The sequence below is a fragment of the Ruania alba genome (assembly GCF_900105765.1).
Classification (GTDB): domain Bacteria; phylum Actinomycetota; class Actinomycetes; order Actinomycetales; family Beutenbergiaceae; genus Ruania; species Ruania alba.
In genome coordinates this window covers 1,891,398-1,908,639 of sequence record NZ_FNTX01000002.1, presented here as the reverse complement: position 1 = coordinate 1,908,639, position 17,242 = coordinate 1,891,398, and the positions used below count along the sequence as shown (strand labels likewise).

Sequence of the window (17,242 nt, the reverse complement as noted above, 5' to 3'; positions counted from 1 at the left end):
CAACGCCTCACGTCTGCCCGGTCACGTCCTGCAGTAAGACTCATGCATTGGCAGGAACCAATCAGCAGCCCAACGACGGTGCCCGAAGTGTCCAATGTCGCCCGATCCTCGACACTGAGGCCAGCCTCGCGAGCGTGCCCTCAGTCCTCCAGCGGCACGGCACCTGAGTGTGGTCAGGGCAGATCTCACCGGCCGCAGGGACAATCCTTCACTTGAAGGGAGGGCAGCCCGGTGAGCTACCGCTGCGCCACTCGCGGCGCCGCGCAAATCAGCGGACCGAATGCCGCTCACTTGCGATCCACAACTATTCTCTCCGTTGCCCATGTCCTCGACTCGTCACTGACGGAGAGTCCGAAACCGGGGAGAGAGACGCTCGTTGAACAGCGGGGTAAGCACGGAGGGGATCGAAAGCTCCACCGTCCGCAACACATCGGCGCCCGACACCACGGCGCTCACTTCCCACCCGTCGTTGCGATTCCCTTCAACAGGTATCGCTGTCCGAACAGGAAGATCATGAACACCGGTATCAGCGAGACGAGCGACATGGCGAAGAGCGCACCCCACGCAGAGTCCGAACTCGCGTCCACAAAGGCGCGCAACGCCACAGGGACCGTGTACATCTCGGGCCTCGTCAGGTAGATCAGTTGGCCGAAGAAGTCGTTCCACGTCCAGATGAACGTAAAGATCGTCGTCGTCGCCAGAGCCGGGACCATGAGCGGCAGGATAATGCTCGAATAGATCCTGAAATGGCCCGAGCCGTCGATGCGCGCCGCCTCATCCAACTCCCGCGGGATACCACGGATGAACTGCACCATGAGGAAGATGAAAAACGCTTCCGTCGCAAGGAACTTCGGCACGATGAGAGGGAGGAACGTGTTCACCCAATCCAATTGTGAGAAGACGATGTACTGCGGCACGATTACCACATGGACGGGCAGCATGATAGTGGCCAACATGACGGCGAACATGAACGAACGCCCCCGGAACTTCAATCGGGCGAACGCATAGGCAGCCATCGAGCACGAAAGCAGGTTCCCGATGATGGAACCGACCACCACAATGGCCGAGTTGAGCATGTAGTGGCCGAAGGTCGAGGTGAGCGCGTTCCACCCATCGATGTAGTTCTGGACCTCGAACGTGGTCAGCCACAGTCCCGGCGTGCGGAAGATCATCTCGGTGGGCCGGAGCGAGCTGACGACCATCCACAGCAACGGGTACATCATGAGCAGACCCACAACGATCAGCACGATGTGCTTCAGCAGCTGCCGCATCGATCGGGAGAGGCGAGGGCGCCGTGAACCTCTGCCGCCTGGGCTCATCTCGACCCCATGCTTCTGCTGGACGCGGGGGGTTTCCAACTCAGTCGTCATAGAAGACCCAATACTTCGAAGCGATGAAATTGATGAATGTGAACATGGCGATGATCACCAACAGGACCCAGGCCATGGCCGAGGCGTAGCCCATGTCGAAATTGTTGAACCCCATCTGATATAGATACAGCGTGTAGAACATCGTCGAATCAGCTGGGCCACCAGACCCGTTCGACACGACGAATGCCTGGGTGAACGATTGAAAGGCACCAATGATTCCCAGGACGAGATTGAAGAAGATGATCGGCGTGAGGAGGGGAAGCGTGATGGTGAAGAACTGCCGGACCGGGGTCGCACCGTCCACGGAAGCTGCTTCGTAGTACATCACGGGTATCTGGCGCAGCCCGGCGAGGAAGATGATCATCGGCGCACCGAACGTCCAGACATTGAGGATCACCAGGGTCCCCAGCGCGGTGTCAGGCGAGGACACCCACCCTTGGCCCTCGATGCCCAGCGGGGCGATGACCTGGTTCACCAGCCCCTCGATGCCGAATATCTGGCGCCACAGCACAGCGATCGCGACCGACCCTCCGAGCAAAGACGGCAGATAGAAGATCGACCGGTAGAAGGCGAGTCCGCGGACGCCGCGATCGAGTGCGACCGCGAGGAGGAGGGCCGCCAGCAGTTGCAACGGCAATGAGAAGGCGACGAACCGGAACGTCACGTTCAGGGAATTCTGCAGTCGTGCGTCTTCCAGCATGCGACTGAAGTTGTCGAACCCGATCCAGCTCGGGGGCTGGAGCAGATTATAGTCAGTGAACGATAGCGCCAGGGAAACTACCATCGGGCCGATCGTGAGAAGCGCCGTGCCCAGGATCCATGGCAGCAGGAAGACGTAGGCAGCACGACCTTCGCGACGCTCAGCTTTGCTCGGCTTGTCCCTGCGTGGGACCTTCGACCTACGTATGCTCGCGAGTTCGGACAATGCGCTCATGACGGGTGCTCCCTGTCTCGTCGGAGCGACCCACTACCTAGCCTTTCGATCATTTCGCGCTCCTCTCGTCGACGTCGGTGCCCTCGTACAGCCAGTCCAGAGATGCGTACGGATCGGCTTCACCGAGGACGTTACGACCGGTGAAGACCTGATCGGCCACCGTGACGCCGAGAATCGCGTAGGCGCCCGCACCCATGGCCAACGTGTGCACGCCTGCCTCATAGGAGAACGAGTGGACATTCACCACCGGGAGGAAGTCCACAGCGACTGCTGATCGCAGAACCGGTTCCAGCCCGCCACGTGCATCGGCATGCGTGTCTACCTCGAGGTCAGGCACCTGCAACCACACCGACTCGGCGCTCTGGAAGTACCCGATCAGGACCTGCGATGGCCTGTTCAGCCGCAGGGTCACGCTCACCTGGCCCTCGTACGCCTCGGAGGAGTTGAACCGCACGCCCGTCATCCCGTCGAGCTCTGGGGCTATCTCACGGATGTTGCTGTCGGCATCTGCAAAGACCGATTGACCTGCTCGAACCGTGTACTTTTCGGCACTCTCGGAGAGGAGGTCGTATGGGGCGGGGGTGAAAGCAGTGGGTGGGATCGATTCGGGCCGCACTGTTGCCACGTCTCCTGTAGCGAGACGGTCGACATTCGCCCGGAAGTTCTTTGCCTCCTCGAGGTAGAGCGGAAGGCACTGACGCCAGTGCGCAAACTCGTGCCCGTCGGCGAAGGGCACCTTCCGTTGCGGAGTCTGCATGCTGTTCGCGTAGTAATAGCTACGGTCGGTGAGCTCCGTCAGGCGCTCATACAGGGTCACACTCTTGTCGATCTGGTCGGCCGCTCGTTGCAGCGATGGCACGTCCTGACCCGGGCTACGCCCATCCCCCTCTCGATAGGCGACCACGGCGACTGCGGCCTCGACCCGCAACCGGTAGAAGGCGGCCATCAAGGCGATCGCCTCGGCGTCGTCCGCGATGCGCTGATACTCATCGACCGCGCGCCGCACATGCTCGCCACCGCGGGTGATCGCTGCGACGGCTCGTTCGGCGAAGTAGCACGCGTCCTCGACAACGGTGATGGGCGTCTCACCGACGTGCGCCTCACCGCGAACCTCCCGCTGCACGTAGGTCTCGAGCCGCTCACCAGCGGGAGCGTGCGAGTCCCACAGGTCCGCCCAGGGACGGTGGCGCCCAGGGTTCGTCAGCTGGCTCATCGTCATCCCCAGGCTGAGCGTCTGCCGGTTGCCTTCCGTGATTCCGAGCCGCCGGACAAGCCTCGGGGCAACCTGCCCCATCGCCTCATACGCATCCAATGCCCCAGCAGCCGCCTCACGGCTCCCGAACTGGTCAGCAAGAGCGCGGGTCCAGTACTCCCGTTCACCGTCGGCATCTCGGTCGCTGCGCCATGCGTAGCGCAGCCATGCGGCGTACCAGATCCAGTCCCGATCGATCTGTCGCAGGCGCGGCTCGGCCCGGTCCGGTGTCAGCGGCCACTCCCAGTAGAAGAGGGGGTAGAGGTGTAAGCCGTGCGATGCCAACCGGTGCACGATCGCCGACACGCTTTTCTGGATGAAGGACACCGCGCCGAACCGGAAAGGTTCGAGATTGGCCAGAATGTGGATGTTGACGATGTGAAGGCTTCCCTGCGCGGCAAGGTCACGGTGGATATCCTGCCACTTCCCACGCGGGTTCCAGGTAGTGAGCGATTCGCCGTTGAACTTGGCTTCGGTGAACAACCGGGGATACGAGGTCAGAGCCTGCGCCAGGATCGGCTTGAGGTCCACGGCGTGCGCTCGCACGATCACCGGCGGCAACTCGTCACGACCGGAACGTGCCACGCCCTCCTTGACGCCGGCGAGGATCGTGTCGACGAACCACTCAGCACCGTAGATGTCCCCCTGAAGCACTTCTCCGAGGCACGTGTAGAGACCGACATTGGGGAACTGATCGACAAACGCCGCGATCGACTGACGCGTGTAATCGCTGGTCAACGCCGTCGGCGTCGGCTGGTGGAGAGCGATGTCATGGTGAACGGCGAAGGGTAGCGGAATATGAATGTTATAGAACTTCACCACAATCCATATTCCGCGCCGGTCCGCCTCTGCTGTCAGCCAGGAGAGCAGCTCGCGATTCTCCGCAAGCTCCTCCGCCGTGACCTCCTGGGCCTCCGGATAGTCCGGCAGACGGACAAAGGAGGAGAACGGATGCCCGCTCCATAGGTAGATGACGTTGGCCCGTTCGGAGAACAGCAAGTCCAGCAGATCCAGCCAGGTCGAACGATCATAGAACCACGGGAACCGCTCTCGGTTGATCGGATACTCGTACACCTGCCGAGGGGGTTCCACCGTCGTCTTCTGGAGGCCGATGGCCGGCCCGCGCAGCACCAAGTCAGGTGCCTCGCCTCGATCCAGATCTCTCGGCACCTCACCGATGGCCTCGATCTGGCGCGCCAGCTCCTGGCACCCGTACAACACACCCGACTCGCTCTCGCCGGTCACGACCGTGAGGCTCCCGGGCAATGACGCAACGTAGTACCCGTCCCGCGCCGGTACACCCGAATTGTAGAGAAGGATCTCCTGCGCCTCGAGCTCGTCGACGTCCGCGGACGCTCCACGCACGCCGAGCAGGATCCGAGTTCCGTCAGAGTGCGCCGGTTGGAAATGCGTCGAGCGCGACACCGAGGCGCCCTGCGCCTCGAGCCTGCTGCTGAGCAGGTTCAATCCGAACTGGATCCGTGGCGAGGGCGATTCAGGATGAATGATGACCACGTCGGGCATGCGGTGTGAACTCCTCGGACGGTTATCGGTGGGAGATTGACCTATGTCGCATCCAGGCGTCATCGCGAGACGATCTCGAACTCGAGGGTGGTGCCGTCGGCGTCACCGGGATACATGTGCAGTTCGTGGTCGCCGAACTGCTGGGTCCACCGATCGGGTGGTCCCAGATGCATAGCCACGGCCTCTCGCACGGCCTCGTCCGATACGAAGTCGTCGGTGACGATCCACAGGCCGCGCCCGATCCAGTACGTTCCGGCGTCGGCGGTGGGATCGAGCCACTCGGCGATGACCACGGTCGCCCCGTCAACCGCGCGGGCCCGCAGCATCTCTCGGGTGCGATCCGGCAGCCTGGTGCCCGCAACGATCAGCAACTTGGCGTCGCGGATGCTCTGCGTCCCGACTCTCTCGTCGAAGGCGAGGACGTTGTTCATGGGGTGGAACAGGCCGTGCGTGGACGTGGGCCGCTCCACCCCTGGGACTCCAGTAGCGAACGGAAATTCCGAGCGGTCCACGCCATTCAACTGGTGGCGTGGGAACTCGAATCCAGGAATGTGCATGCACGTGCCGTTGCGCGGGATGGAACCGTGGCTCAAGAGATGCCACACGTCGAAGATGCTGCGCGATCGCTCGGGGGCCCGCCCGTCGGGCTGTCCGAACGGCCGATCGTCCTGACCGTAATTACTGTCCTCGGCGTGGATGAACGCAATCGTGGCAGTGGCGTCGCGGAAGCTCCACCGCAGCGGGTTCGCAGGGACGAACGATCGGACGAACTCCAGCCAGACCTGACCGTACTCGGAGGCGAGGAAACCCTCCGATGTGTGCTGCATGAGGACGTCCAGTCCCTCGGTGAACATGTGACTGGGACCGAAAAAGTAGGCCATGCGCAGGGCGGATGCGTACTCTTCCGGGCCATGCCCGGGATACCCGGGGGCCCGGGTGAACCATGGACCGATGTCCGGGCCCCACAAATCGACACAGATCCAGAAGTCGCGATCGAACTGCCTGGCCGCACCGAGTGATGTGGCGAGCTGAAGCGGCTGGAACGACTCCTTCATGACTTTCGGACAGGGTGTCATTCCCGCCCTGGCCAGCGTGTGGAACAGCACAGGAAATACCTGCTCGCTCAACACCGGCGTCCGTGGTGAGGATGCCTGCTCGACCGCGTTGACGATCTCCCTGGCGTTGGCCTCGATCAGTTCCGCGGCCTCACCGGCGCTCAGGTCCTGGGTGGATCCGAAGTGCGGTCGCACAGCGTCACGCCGGTACTGTGCGGCATTGATCTGGAGGTGCTCCGGCTCGTCATACAGCACAGCGCGCAACGCCCCGGACCGGGCCGCCGCAACGACGAGGTCACCGGGAATGTCATAACGATTGGTCCCCTCGACGAACGGCCCGTTGATGTTCCCGTACTCGTTCCCTAGCACCACTCCGAGGCCCGCCGCTGCGATGTCGCGCAACATGGCACGTTCGTCTCCTTCACCGGGGAGCACATGGTGCAGATAGAAGTCGGCACCGAATGTCCCCAGCATCTCGGCGAACTCACGCCCGCTGACCGGCGCGTCGTGCGAGGCGATGCTCACGCCCGTGCCGGTACGGCGCAGCGTGTCCGAGGGCGCTACCGCCCACGGGTCCTGCCACGCCATCACCGGCCCCTGCAGGCCGAACTGAGGCCGGAAGTGCGGCGAGTGCGTCATGCGAGGCCTCGTCCCCGACCGGTGCGGGAGCCGGTCTGGCTCCCGCACCGGTCCGCGAGGTCGCGCGGTCTCCTGCTACGCACGATCGAGCTCTGCCTCAATCTCGGCGGTCATCTGCTCCGCCGCCTCGTCGGGCGTCAACCGACTGAAAAGCACTTCCTCCATGTAGCGATTGACGATTCCACCGACCGCACCGGCGCCCGGCGGTGCGGGTGCTGGAGCGAAGGTCGACTCCTCGCTCGTCTCACCGATGAAACTGACCACCTCCTGGCCGGTCGCATCCAGCTCCGGGAGGATCGTCTCCTGAGCCGCGCCGCTTGCCGGGACACCGAGACTCACCAGCATGGTCTCAGCGACACGCTCGTCATTGCTGAGGAAGTTCAGCAGCTCACCCGCAGCCTCTGTGTTCTCGCTCTGGCTGGAGATCCCCCAGAACCAAGAAGGGATGTGAGCCAGACCGTTCTCGGCCACATCTCCGGTTGGCGACGGAGGACGCAGCAACTCCATCGAGCTGTCAGCGGCGGCCTCGAGTGCGGGCAGCTGGCTGGCGTAGTAGAACGCCATCGCCGTCCGGTTGGTCAGGAAGCGGCCCTCCTCGAACACACCGGACATCTCCTCGATGAACTCGTCCGGGGACGGCCCACTCGCAGAATCGCGGATGTGCTCAAGGTGAGCGAACCATGCCGAGGCCGTCGCCGGCTCGTATCCGATACCCGACCCGTCGTCGGCATACAGGGACTCACCGTTCTGTCCCAGCCACATCTCCAGGGTCGCGTTGCCGGCTTCTCCGTAGTCGCTCCCACGCACCTCGCCGCCGAGCGCCGTGGCCACCTCGTCGGTGATCCGGTAGTAGTCGTCCCACGTCCAAGCGGCGTCGTCCGGAAGCTCGACCCCAGCGTCAGCGAACAAGTCCTCGTTCGCGATGACGGTGTACGCGTTCTGAGAGAAGGGCAGGCCGTAGAGCTCGCCGTCCAGGCTGCCCTGTCCCATGGACGCCTCCGGGAAATCGGAGGTGTCCATGGAGTCCAGAGTATTCAGATCGAGCAGAGCACCACGTCCGCCGTACTCGAACAGGTGCTCCTTGTCGAAGGAGATGACGTCAGGCGCATCCTGGCCAGCAGTCGTCGTCGCAAGACGGTCCCAGTGCCCTCCGGAGTCGGAGTACTCCGCCTCGATCGTCACGCCAGGGTTCTCGGACTCATAGGTCTCGATGAGCGAGAGAAAGTTCTCGTGGCGTTCCTGGGATCCCCACCACGCAACGCGCAGCGTGACGTCGCCGTCTGAACCGCTCGAGTCGCTGCCGCACGCACCCAGCGAAAGGCCAAGAGCGAAGACGAGCCCGCCGGCCGCCGCCTTCCCTCGTCTGGAAGTCATCGTCATTGAAAGTTCCTCCAACTTGATCGGTCGGCGTCGATCCCGACTCTGGGCTCATGTCAGCGGACCGATGACAGTCGAGTGGCTGCTCCTGTGCGAGTACGACTGCCGCCGTCCGTTCAACACGAGCACCGTAGCATAGTGGTATACCAGCATATCTATATGTCGCCATCGCGCCAACGCGACACCTCTCAGTCGCCCCAAGCGCCAAGGCGACTGCTCACGCAGCCACACGTGCAACCGCGTAGCGGGAAGCGCTCGCCACACGCTTGCATTTTGGTATACCAAGATACTAGTGTTCATGCATGAAGATGAGTGATCATTCGGATGCCCTAAAGACGCTGATCATGCAAGCGCCTGTCTCGCGGGGTGACCGCGTCAGGGATGCTCTGCGGCAGGCGATCCTCGACGGCGTCCTTCCGCAGGGAGCGCCGTTGGTCGAGCGAGACCTCGCTGAGATGCTGGGCGTTTCGAAGACGCCCGTGCGCGAGGCACTCAAGCAGCTGCAATCCAGTGGGCTCGTAGTGGCCAACTCGTACCAGCGGGTCAGTGTGCGGCAGCTCGACGAGGTGACCGTCCGCGCCGTCGACGATGCCCGGCTCGCGGTCGAGCCACAGGCCGTGCACCTGGGAGTCGAACGACACGGCGCCACGCCGCACACCGGTGCACGCCAGGCACTCGCCGAGGCCGACGGCTGGCTCGAGTCTGATCAGCCGGCACAGCTCGGGCTCGCCAACCGCCACTTCCACCGGGAGTTGTACGTTCTTTGCGGCAACGAGTGGCTGATCAACTTCCTCGACAAGATGGAGGTACTGGCATCGTTCATCGCGACCGCGGGGTGGCGGGTCGAACCGAGGTACACGAGCGAAGCGGTCGAGCATCGCACGATCCTCGATGCGGTCGAATCCGGCGACGGTGAACGCGCCAGGGTGCTGCTGCGAGAACACATCAGCGGGGCGTCTCGCGCGCTACTCAGGTCCCTCGAGCAGGACGCAGCCTCGGCGGCCGAGAACGGGTGACCGTCACTCACCGTCGAGTGTTCGCGACCTCGGTCACCGCGTTGGGCTCTGGCATCGCCTCCGGCGATGTGATCGCTCCCAGTCGTCGGCGTCCTTCGTACGGTAGGCCCCAGGGCCATCACGCGCAGCGTCGATTTCGCACTCTGGAACCTCAGGAGGGTTGCTCGAACTCAATCTCGGCGCCCTCATCGTGGCACTCTCAGCCCTCCACCAACACCCGCACGTCCCAGGCACCCAGCTCGAGCCTCTCCCCCGCGGCGAGACCGGCGCCGTCACCCAGCAGATCCGTGACGGCAGCCGGCAGCGTGACCGTCGCCGGTTCCCACGACCAGTTGTGCAGGACCCGCAGACGGCGGCCCTCGCCGTTGGTCGCCGATGTCACCGTGACCGAGCCGCCCGCGAGCGACCGCCAGACCTCGCCCTCACCCGGGGCCACCCACCGCAGCACGGCGGCCGCGAGCGCCGGGTCCGGTACGGTCCCCACGGTGGTCACCCGCCCCGCTCCCGCGGGAGCGGTGGTCACCGCCGGGTAGGCGCCCAAAGCCCGGTGGTCGTACTCCACCAGCACCTCCGCACCGCCAGACACACGCAGGTAGTCCGCCCACGCCGTCGCCGTGGCGCCCTCGGGAACGTCCAGTCCGCTCCCTCGCACGGGCGCCGGCACGGAGAGGTTGCTGAACTCCTGGTAGTCCACCCCGGCCACCTCGGCGAGCCGACCGGGCTTGGTCTCCAGCCGGGCCCGGGCCTCAGCGTCGGCGTACCCAGTGCGCGGGCCGAGCACCAGGTGACCACCGGCCTCGGCGTAGGCCCGCAGCCAGTCGAGCAAGTCATCCGAGGCGACATACAGCGCGGGCACCAGCAGCACCGGCAGCTCAGCGGCCACCTCCGCCGGCTCACGTAGCGCCAGCTGCCCGTCGTGCACGATGCGTACCGGCGCACCGGTCTCGAACGCCCCGCGGTAGAACGCTCCGACAATCCGCTCGTAGCTGCCGGGGTCACCCGAGCCATCGGCCTGAGCAAGCGACGGCTGCCCCATCAGGCCACGCTTGGACTCGTTCGACCACAACAACCCCACCTCGGCGTCCGGCACCAGCCCGCGCAGGTGAGCCTCCGCCGTCGTGATCTCACCTCCGAGCGCCGCCAGCTGCTCGTACACCCGACCCGGCTGCTGGTCGTGCGGGAGTACCCCGATCCAGTACGTCTCGGTGCCGTAGTGCAACGTGTGCCAGTGCCAGTACTCGATCATCCGCGCACCGCGAGCAATCATCGCCCACGCGACCTGGCGCCACTGCCCGTCGAAGGCCGGCACGTTCGTGGCCGGCCCCCCGATGGCGCCCGCATTCGTCTCGGTCACCAGGAACGGTGCCTGCTTCGAGGAGTACATCCGGTCGGCGCTGTGGAAGATCGTCCAGGTGCCGGTGGTCGTCCACCCCTGCGGCACGTCCTCCGGCGAAGGCAATGCCAGGCCGTCCTGCATCGTGTAATACGGGTTGCCTGCGGTCACGTCCAACGCCGACGTCAGCTGCGGGTCGTCCACCCCCGGGCGGGAGTACGCGATACAGGTGGTCACGAACTTCTGCGCTGGGGCGATCTCGCGCACGATGCCCGCCTGCCAGGCGATGAAGTCGGTGACCAGCTGCGTCTGGAAGCGGCGCCACGCGAGGTCGTACTGCGGCTGGGCATTGCCGTCGGGCCGCCACAGATCGGCCCAGGTGCTGAGCCGGTGCGACCAGTACACCAGCCCCCACTCGCGGTTGAGCGTCTCCACGTCGCCGTACTGCTTCCGCAGATGGTCGACGAAGGCCTGGAAGACGTTCTCGTTGTGCAGCAGCTGCAGGCCGGGCTCGTTGTCCACCTGGAAACCGATCACGGCCGAGTGGTCGGCATAGCGCCCGACGACGGCCCGGATCACCCGTTCGCTGTAGAACTTGTAGGCGGCGTGCGTCAGGTCCATCTCCTGCCGCGCGCCCCAGTGGTTGCGCTGGCCGGTGCGCCGCTCCCCCGCGATCTCCGGGTACTTCCGCGCCAGCCACGGCGGCACCGCATAGGTGGGAGTGCCGAGGATGACGTCGATCCCCCGGGCGTGGGCGCCGTCCAGCACCGGCTCGAGCCAGTCCAGCTCGAACCGGCCGTCCTCCGGTTCCCAGGTGGACCAGGTGGACTCCCCCACCCGGATCACGCTGAACCCGGCCTCGGCCATCAAGTCCAGGTCGCGCTCCAGGTCGCGGTCGGCATCGGTGGGGTGGTACTCGACGTAGTAGGCGGCGCCGAAACGCACGCGGTCGTTCAGGTCGGGCTGATCGGGCACAGTCGTCGAACTCCTTGTACTCGGGTTGAACGGGGTCATTGCTTCACACCACCGGTCGCCAGACCGGTCTGCCAGTAGCGCTGCAGGAACAGGAAGGCGATCACCAGCGGGATGATCGAGACCAACGAGCCAGTGATCACCATGGAGAACAGAGCCTGCGAGCCCGACCCTGCCTGCGAGGTGGACTGCCACTGCGCCAGGCCCACCGTCAACGGGTACCACTCGGGGCTGTTCAGCATGATCAGCGGCAGGAAGTAGTTGTTCCAGGTGCTCACCAGTGCGAACAGCAGCACCGTCACAAAACCGGGGGCCAGCAACCTCGAGACGATGGTGACGAAGATACGGAACTCTCCTGCGCCGTCGACCCTGGCGGCCTCCTGCAGGGAGGGCGGAACGGCCCCGGCCGCGTACACCCGCATCAGGTACACCCCGAACGGGCTGACCAGCGAAGGAAGGATCACCGCCCAGGGCGTATCGGTGAGCCCCACCTGGGCGAACAGCAGGTACGTGGGGATCGCGAGCGCCGTCAGGGGCACCATGATGGCGCCGAGGATGATCGCGAACAGGGCTGTGCTGCCCTTGAAGCGCAACGTGGCGAAGGCGTATCCGGCGGCGGTGGCGAGCGCAGCGGCCCCAATGGCGCTCACGCCCGCGTAGACCGCGGTGTTGCGGGCCCAGACGAGGAAGATCCCGTTCTGGAAGGTGAACACGTCACCCAGGTTGCCGAGGATGCTGATCGAGTCGGCGAACCACAGTCCGAAGGAGGAGAACAGGTCCGCATTGGACTTCGTGGACGCCACCAGGAGCCACCACAGGGGCAGCAGGAAGTACGCCCCGACGGCGACCATCGCCACGGTCAGCACGGTGGACTTGCGTTCGGTGGGGCTTGTGCGGGCCTTCCGGCCCGTGGCGGGCCGGGCCGAGGCGGTGACAGTGCTCATCAGGCGCCTCCCTTCCTGGTGCTCAGCTGGAAGACGTAGGAGACCACCATGATCACGAAGCCGAGCAGGAACGCGATCGCCGCGGCGTAGTTCACCTCCTGACCCACGAAGGCCAGGTTGTAGGCGTACAGGTTCGGGGTGTAGCCGTTGCCGATCACATTGGGCGCGATCGTGGCGAGGATGTTCGGTTCGTTGAAGAGCTGGAACGTGCCGATCACGGAGAAGATCGCGGTGAGCACCAGCGCCGGCCGCAAGGCCGGGATCTTGATGGCGGTGGCGATGCGCACCTCGCTGGCGCCGTCCACCCGGGCAGCCTCGTAGATCTCGGTGGGAATCGAGCGCAGCGCCGAGTACAGGATGATCATGTTGTAGCCGATGAAGCCCCAGGTGACGATGTTCATGATCGAGAAGAGCATGAACTCGGCGGAGAGGAACTGCGGGGTGCCGAGGCCGATGGCCCGGCCCATCTGGGCGAACGGCCCGAAGTCGGGGCCGTACAGGTAGCCCCACATCAGGGCCGAGATCACACCCGGCACGGCGTACGGGATGAAGATGCTCAGCCGCACGAACCGCTTCATCCGCAACCGCCCGCTGTCCAGCACCAGGGCGAACAGCAGGGCCAGGCCCAGCATGATCGGCACCTGGATGACGAGGAAGACGGCCATCCTCGCCACGCCACCGGTGAAGGTGGCATCCCCGAGGGCACGCACGTAGTTGTCCAAGCCCACGAACGAGACGCCACCGATGAGCTGGTTACGGAACATCGACAGGTATCCCGAGTAAGCCAGGGGCACCACGAGCATGGCGATGAAGACGAGCATGAACGGCAGCACGAACAGGTAGCCGGCGCGTGCCTCGCGGCGCCGGAGCAGGCTCTGCGTGTTGCGTGGCGGCCGCAGCGTGGTGGTGGACGTCATCGTCCCTCCTTCTCAACCGGGGTGGGTGGGCCCACAGACCCACCCACCCGGAGCGAACGTGCGGTCACTGGACGGTGAAACCCTGGGACTCGGCGTACTCGATCAGATCGGCCTCCCAGGCTTCCAGGCCGGCGACCAGGTCACCCCGATCGGCGATGGCGCTACCGAGGGTCTCGTTGTAGGAGGAGTACGCGTAGTCCATGAACGGCAACCATCCGAAATCATCGGTGGGGACCGTCTCGGAGATCTCCGCGAAGGTCGCGTTCACCTGCTGTCCGCCGTAGAACTCGGCCTCCTCGGAAAGGAACTCCTCGGACTCGAGGATGCTCAGCGAGGGCGGGAAGAGGAATTGCTCCTCGGCGAAGGCCGTCGCCGGTTCCTCCTCAACGTTGATCCACCGGGCCAGCTCGGCGGCAGCGATCGGGTTCTCGGTGGAGGAGAGCACCGCATCGGTGGACCCGCCCCAGTTCCCGGAGATGTTCTGCCCTTCCTCCCACTGCGGCAGCGTGGAGGCAGCCCACTGTCCACTGGTGCTACCGGCGGTGCCCTGCAGGAACACCGGGCCCCAAGCCGCCACCTGCCAGCTGGCGTACTTACCGTTCGCCAGCGCCTGATACCACTGGTCGTTGAAGTCCGGATCCACCGAGACCAGGTCGTCGGCGATCAGGCCCTGCCAGTACTCGACCACCTGGAGCACCTCGGGAGAGTCGAGGTCGATCGTCACGGTCTCTGCGCCGTCGTAGGCGAACGGGCGCGCTCCGGCCTGCCAGAGCAGCCCGACGAACTGACCGGGATCATTACCGGGCATATTGGTGAGGTAGCTGTCCGGCATAGCCTCGCGGTAGTCGGCGGCTGCTTGGGCGAACTCGTCCCAGGTGGCGGGCGGTTCGATACCGGCTTCATCGAAGAGGTCGGTGCGGTAGAGACTGCCGAGCGGGCCGGTGTCCTGCGGGATGCCCCACAGGCCGCCGTCGGCTGAGACCTGGCTCCACACCCAGTCCGGGTAGGCGGTGGAGAGGTCCTCCTGGAGGTACGGGGTCAGGTCGAGCAGGTCGCCGCCGAGGCGGAACGACGCCAGGTGCTGAAACTCCACTTGGGCCACGTCCGGGGCGCCGGAGCCGGCCTGGATGGCGGTGCGCATCTGCTGGTAGTGCTCAGCCCCCTGTCCGACATTGACGAGCTCGACGTCGATCTCGGGGTAGGCCTCTTCGAACATCGCGACCTGGTTCTCGATGTCGGGTACCCAGGTCCAGAAGGTGAGCTCGGTCGGGGTGCTCATCGCCTCCTCGAACTGTTCGGTGGTGATCTCATCGGCGGTCTCGCCACCGTTACCGTCAGTGCCACCGTCACCGTCTGATCCGGTACACGCCACCAGCGCCAGGGCGCTGAGGGAGGCCACGACAGGAAGTGCTGCGCGGCGGTAGGTGTGCTGTTTCATGAGTGCTACTTCCTCGTAGACATCAGGTGGTCGGCCCGGGTGGGCCTGGGTGGTCGCCTCAGCGACCGGGCGTCGGCGGCGGAGCGGTGCTCCGCCGGACGACGAGCTCGGGGGTGATGACCAGGCGGTCGTCACCATGGTCGGTGTGGTCGGTCGTGTCCTCGTCCACCAGTGCGGTGAACATCTCGACGGCGCGATCAGCCAGCTCTTGGAAGTCCTGCTTCACGGTGGTCAGGGGCACGGGCAGGTACTCGGCGTCGGGGATGTCATCGAAGCCGACGACCGAGACGTCCTCAGGTACCCGGCGGCCCGCTTCGGCGAGCGCGCGCAGCAGGCCGATGGCCATCTGATCGTTGCCGACGAACACGGCGGTCGCGTCGGGATCGGCCGCGAGCTTGCGCCCGAGCTCGTACCCGGAGCGGGAGGTCCAGTCGCCCATCACATGGGTGGGAACTGGTCGGCCAGCGTTCTGCAGCGCAGCACGCCAGGCGAGGGTACGTGCGGTGGCCGAGTGCCAGGCGGAAGGGCCGGCGAGGTGGTGGACGGTCCGGTGACCGAGCGCGAGGAGGTGCTCGATGGCCGCGCGGGCACCCGCTTCCTGATCGGTGACCGCAGCGGGTAGTTGCATGCCCTCGGGCGGATCGCCGACGACGACGGCCGGTTTGCCATGCAGCTCGGTCTCGTCCACGCCGTCGGAGGTGAGCAGACTGCCCATCAACAGGCCGTCCACGCCACTGTCGATGAGCCGCCGGATCGCTGCGGTCACGGTCGTCGCCTCGCCCGCTTCGGCGGAGGCGATCAGCACGGTGAGCCCGGCACGACCGGCGGCGCGCTCCAGGCCCAGCAGCTCGGCCGAGGGCCCATACAGGGGGGTGGCCGGGGTGAGGATCCCGACGGCGTTGCTGCGCTTGCTGACGAGAGCGCGCGCAGCAGCGTTGGGACGGAAACCGAGCTCGGCAATGGCAGCGTTCACCCGATCACGGACGGCGGTGCTCACGTTGGCCTCACCACGCACCACGCGGGAGACGGTCTTTTGGGAGACCCCGGCGAGCCGGGCGACGTCGGTCATGACAGGGCGCAACCCGTCCCGCGGGGTATCCCCGGATCCAGTTGACTGCGCTGTCATGCTCCTCATGACTGCGCAGTCAACCGCACTCGTCCAGGCACGTCAACCCCGTCCCGGAATCGCACGTCGAATTAGCTATCGGTGGTGCGCCAGGAGGGGCGCACCACCAGCCATTTCGACATTCGATTCCAGGAAGGGGCGTCAGTCCGATCGGCTGACAGGCAGGCTTGCTGACGGGGCAGGCTCGCTAGAGCGTGACCTCACACCCCTGCTCAGCGGAGGAATAGCAGGCATCGATCACGTGCGTGCGCAACAGCCCGACCTGCCCCCGCGCAGCGTCGGACCCGCTGCGCACCAGCTCGACGAAGTCGGCCACGTTGGCCTCGTGCCCGGCGTCGGGAAGCATGTCCGGGACCAGATTCGCGGGAATGCCGTCCACATCGGTCGTCACGTGGATCTGCGGGGCGTCGGGCCCCTCGACCTCGATCCGCGCACCCCCCTCGGTCCCGAACAGCTCCAGGTAGAACCGGTCGTGGTCGACGAACTGCGCCCAGCTGGCTTCCAGCATGAGCGTGGCGTCGTTGTCCAGGCGGAGCAGGGCTGTACCCAAGTCCTCCACCTCATACACCGTGGCGTCCCCGGCGGTCCGGGCACCCACGCCGTAGCTGCCGCCGCCCAGGCCCCGCGGCCCGAACTCGGCGTAGGTGGAGGCCGAGACGGTCCGTACACCCGGCTCGCCCAGCACGTGCAGTGCGAGGTCGAGGGCGTGGATCCCGATGTCCATCATCGGACCACCACCGGCGGAGTCCTTGCGGGTGAACCAGGTGCCCAGCCCGGGGATGCCCTTGCGTCGCACCCAGCCGGCCTTGGCGTAGTACACCCGCCCGAGCACACCGTCGGTCACCAACCGGTGCAACGTTCGTGCCGGCGCGCGGTGGCGCTTGTTGAAGGTGATCTCCAGTGCTCGGTCCGCGGCCTGCGCCGCCTCGGCCATCCGCTCGGCATCGGCCGCGGTGGGAGCCATCGGCTTCTCGCACAGCACGTGCACCCCTGCGCCCAGCGCAGCGATCGCCATCGGCGCGTGCAGGGCGGTCGGTGTGGCGATACTCAGCACGTCGAGGTTCGCCTCGGCGAGCATCGCCTCCAGGCTGGTGTACCGGCCCGGTACGGAGTAGCGCTCACCCAGCTCGCTGAGCAGATGCTCCTCCATCCCCGCGAGCGCCACCAGCTCGACGTCAGGCAAGTCGTGATACCCAGCCATGTGCTGCTGCCCGGCCCAGCCGAGGCCGACCACGCCGGCCCGCAGTGGAGTATTCGCGCTCATCGGTACTGTCTGGTCTGAGCCCTTCGGTGCCTCACTCCGGTGCACCTCGTCCCTCGGCGCCCCTACGTGGGGGCTCCTCGC

At 65.6% G+C, this 17,242-nt stretch carries 12 protein-coding genes; 1 reads left to right on the top strand and 11 read right to left on the bottom strand.

The window, feature by feature from the left end; genetic code table 11:
* Positions 1–452 precede the first annotated feature (452 nt).
* From BLU77_RS18965 to BLU77_RS18945, 5 genes are all read right to left on the bottom strand, one after another.
* On the bottom strand, positions 453–1,319 hold the full coding sequence (locus BLU77_RS18965) for a carbohydrate ABC transporter permease (RefSeq protein WP_245709018.1): 867 nt from the start codon (positions 1,317–1,319) through the stop codon (positions 453–455).
* 40 nt (positions 1,320–1,359) lie between these two features.
* A complete protein-coding gene (locus BLU77_RS18960) occupies positions 1,360–2,304 on the bottom strand; it encodes a carbohydrate ABC transporter permease (RefSeq protein WP_089774711.1) in 945 nt (314 codons plus the stop codon).
* Between the two features lie 49 nt (positions 2,305–2,353).
* Positions 2,354–5,080: a beta-N-acetylhexosaminidase family protein gene (locus BLU77_RS18955; protein ID WP_089774709.1), complete on the bottom strand. Its 2,727-nt coding sequence runs from the start codon at positions 5,078–5,080 to the stop codon at positions 2,354–2,356.
* A 59-nt stretch (positions 5,081–5,139) separates the two neighbouring features.
* On the bottom strand, positions 5,140–6,774 hold the full coding sequence (locus BLU77_RS18950) for a hypothetical protein (RefSeq protein WP_089774707.1): 1,635 nt from the start codon (positions 6,772–6,774) through the stop codon (positions 5,140–5,142).
* A gap of 75 nt (positions 6,775–6,849) precedes the next feature.
* Positions 6,850–8,154, bottom strand: coding sequence for an ABC transporter substrate-binding protein (locus tag BLU77_RS18945; RefSeq protein WP_089774706.1), 1,305 nt, complete (start codon positions 8,152–8,154; stop codon positions 6,850–6,852).
* Positions 8,155–8,453: 299 nt separating this feature from the next.
* Here BLU77_RS18945 and BLU77_RS18940 point away from each other — a divergent pair, with 299 nt between their 5' ends.
* The gene (locus BLU77_RS18940) at positions 8,454–9,167 is read left to right on the top strand and encodes a GntR family transcriptional regulator (protein WP_089774704.1); all 714 of its coding nucleotides are present in this window, start codon (positions 8,454–8,456) and stop codon (positions 9,165–9,167) included.
* A gap of 199 nt (positions 9,168–9,366) precedes the next feature.
* Here BLU77_RS18940 and BLU77_RS18935 read toward each other — a convergent pair whose 3' ends face one another.
* The 6 genes from BLU77_RS18935 to BLU77_RS18910 all read right to left on the bottom strand — a co-directional run bounded on the left by BLU77_RS18935 (position 9,367) and on the right by BLU77_RS18910 (position 17,161).
* The gene (locus BLU77_RS18935) at positions 9,367–11,475 is read right to left on the bottom strand and encodes a beta-galactosidase (protein WP_245708945.1); all 2,109 of its coding nucleotides are present in this window, start codon (positions 11,473–11,475) and stop codon (positions 9,367–9,369) included.
* 35 nt (positions 11,476–11,510) lie between these two features.
* A complete protein-coding gene (locus BLU77_RS18930; RefSeq protein ID WP_089774700.1) occupies positions 11,511–12,416 on the bottom strand; it encodes a carbohydrate ABC transporter permease in 906 nt (301 codons plus the stop codon).
* Positions 12,416–13,333, bottom strand: a complete 918-nt coding sequence (locus tag BLU77_RS18925) for a carbohydrate ABC transporter permease (RefSeq protein WP_089774698.1) — start codon at positions 13,331–13,333, stop codon at positions 12,416–12,418. Before BLU77_RS18925 ends, BLU77_RS18930 begins: the two co-directional genes overlap by 1 nt.
* A 64-nt stretch (positions 13,334–13,397) precedes the next feature.
* Positions 13,398–14,771 (bottom strand): ABC transporter substrate-binding protein, encoded by a 1,374-nt coding sequence (locus BLU77_RS18920; protein ID WP_089774696.1) that lies wholly within the window; start codon positions 14,769–14,771, stop codon positions 13,398–13,400.
* Positions 14,772–14,829: 58 nt separating this feature from the next.
* Positions 14,830–15,897, bottom strand: coding sequence for a LacI family DNA-binding transcriptional regulator (locus BLU77_RS18915; RefSeq protein ID WP_089774694.1), 1,068 nt, complete (start codon positions 15,895–15,897; stop codon positions 14,830–14,832).
* Positions 15,898–16,084: 187 nt separating this feature from the next.
* Positions 16,085–17,161, bottom strand: coding sequence for a Gfo/Idh/MocA family protein (locus tag BLU77_RS18910; RefSeq protein ID WP_089774692.1), 1,077 nt, complete (start codon positions 17,159–17,161; stop codon positions 16,085–16,087).
* Between the last annotated feature and the right edge of the window lie 81 nt (positions 17,162–17,242).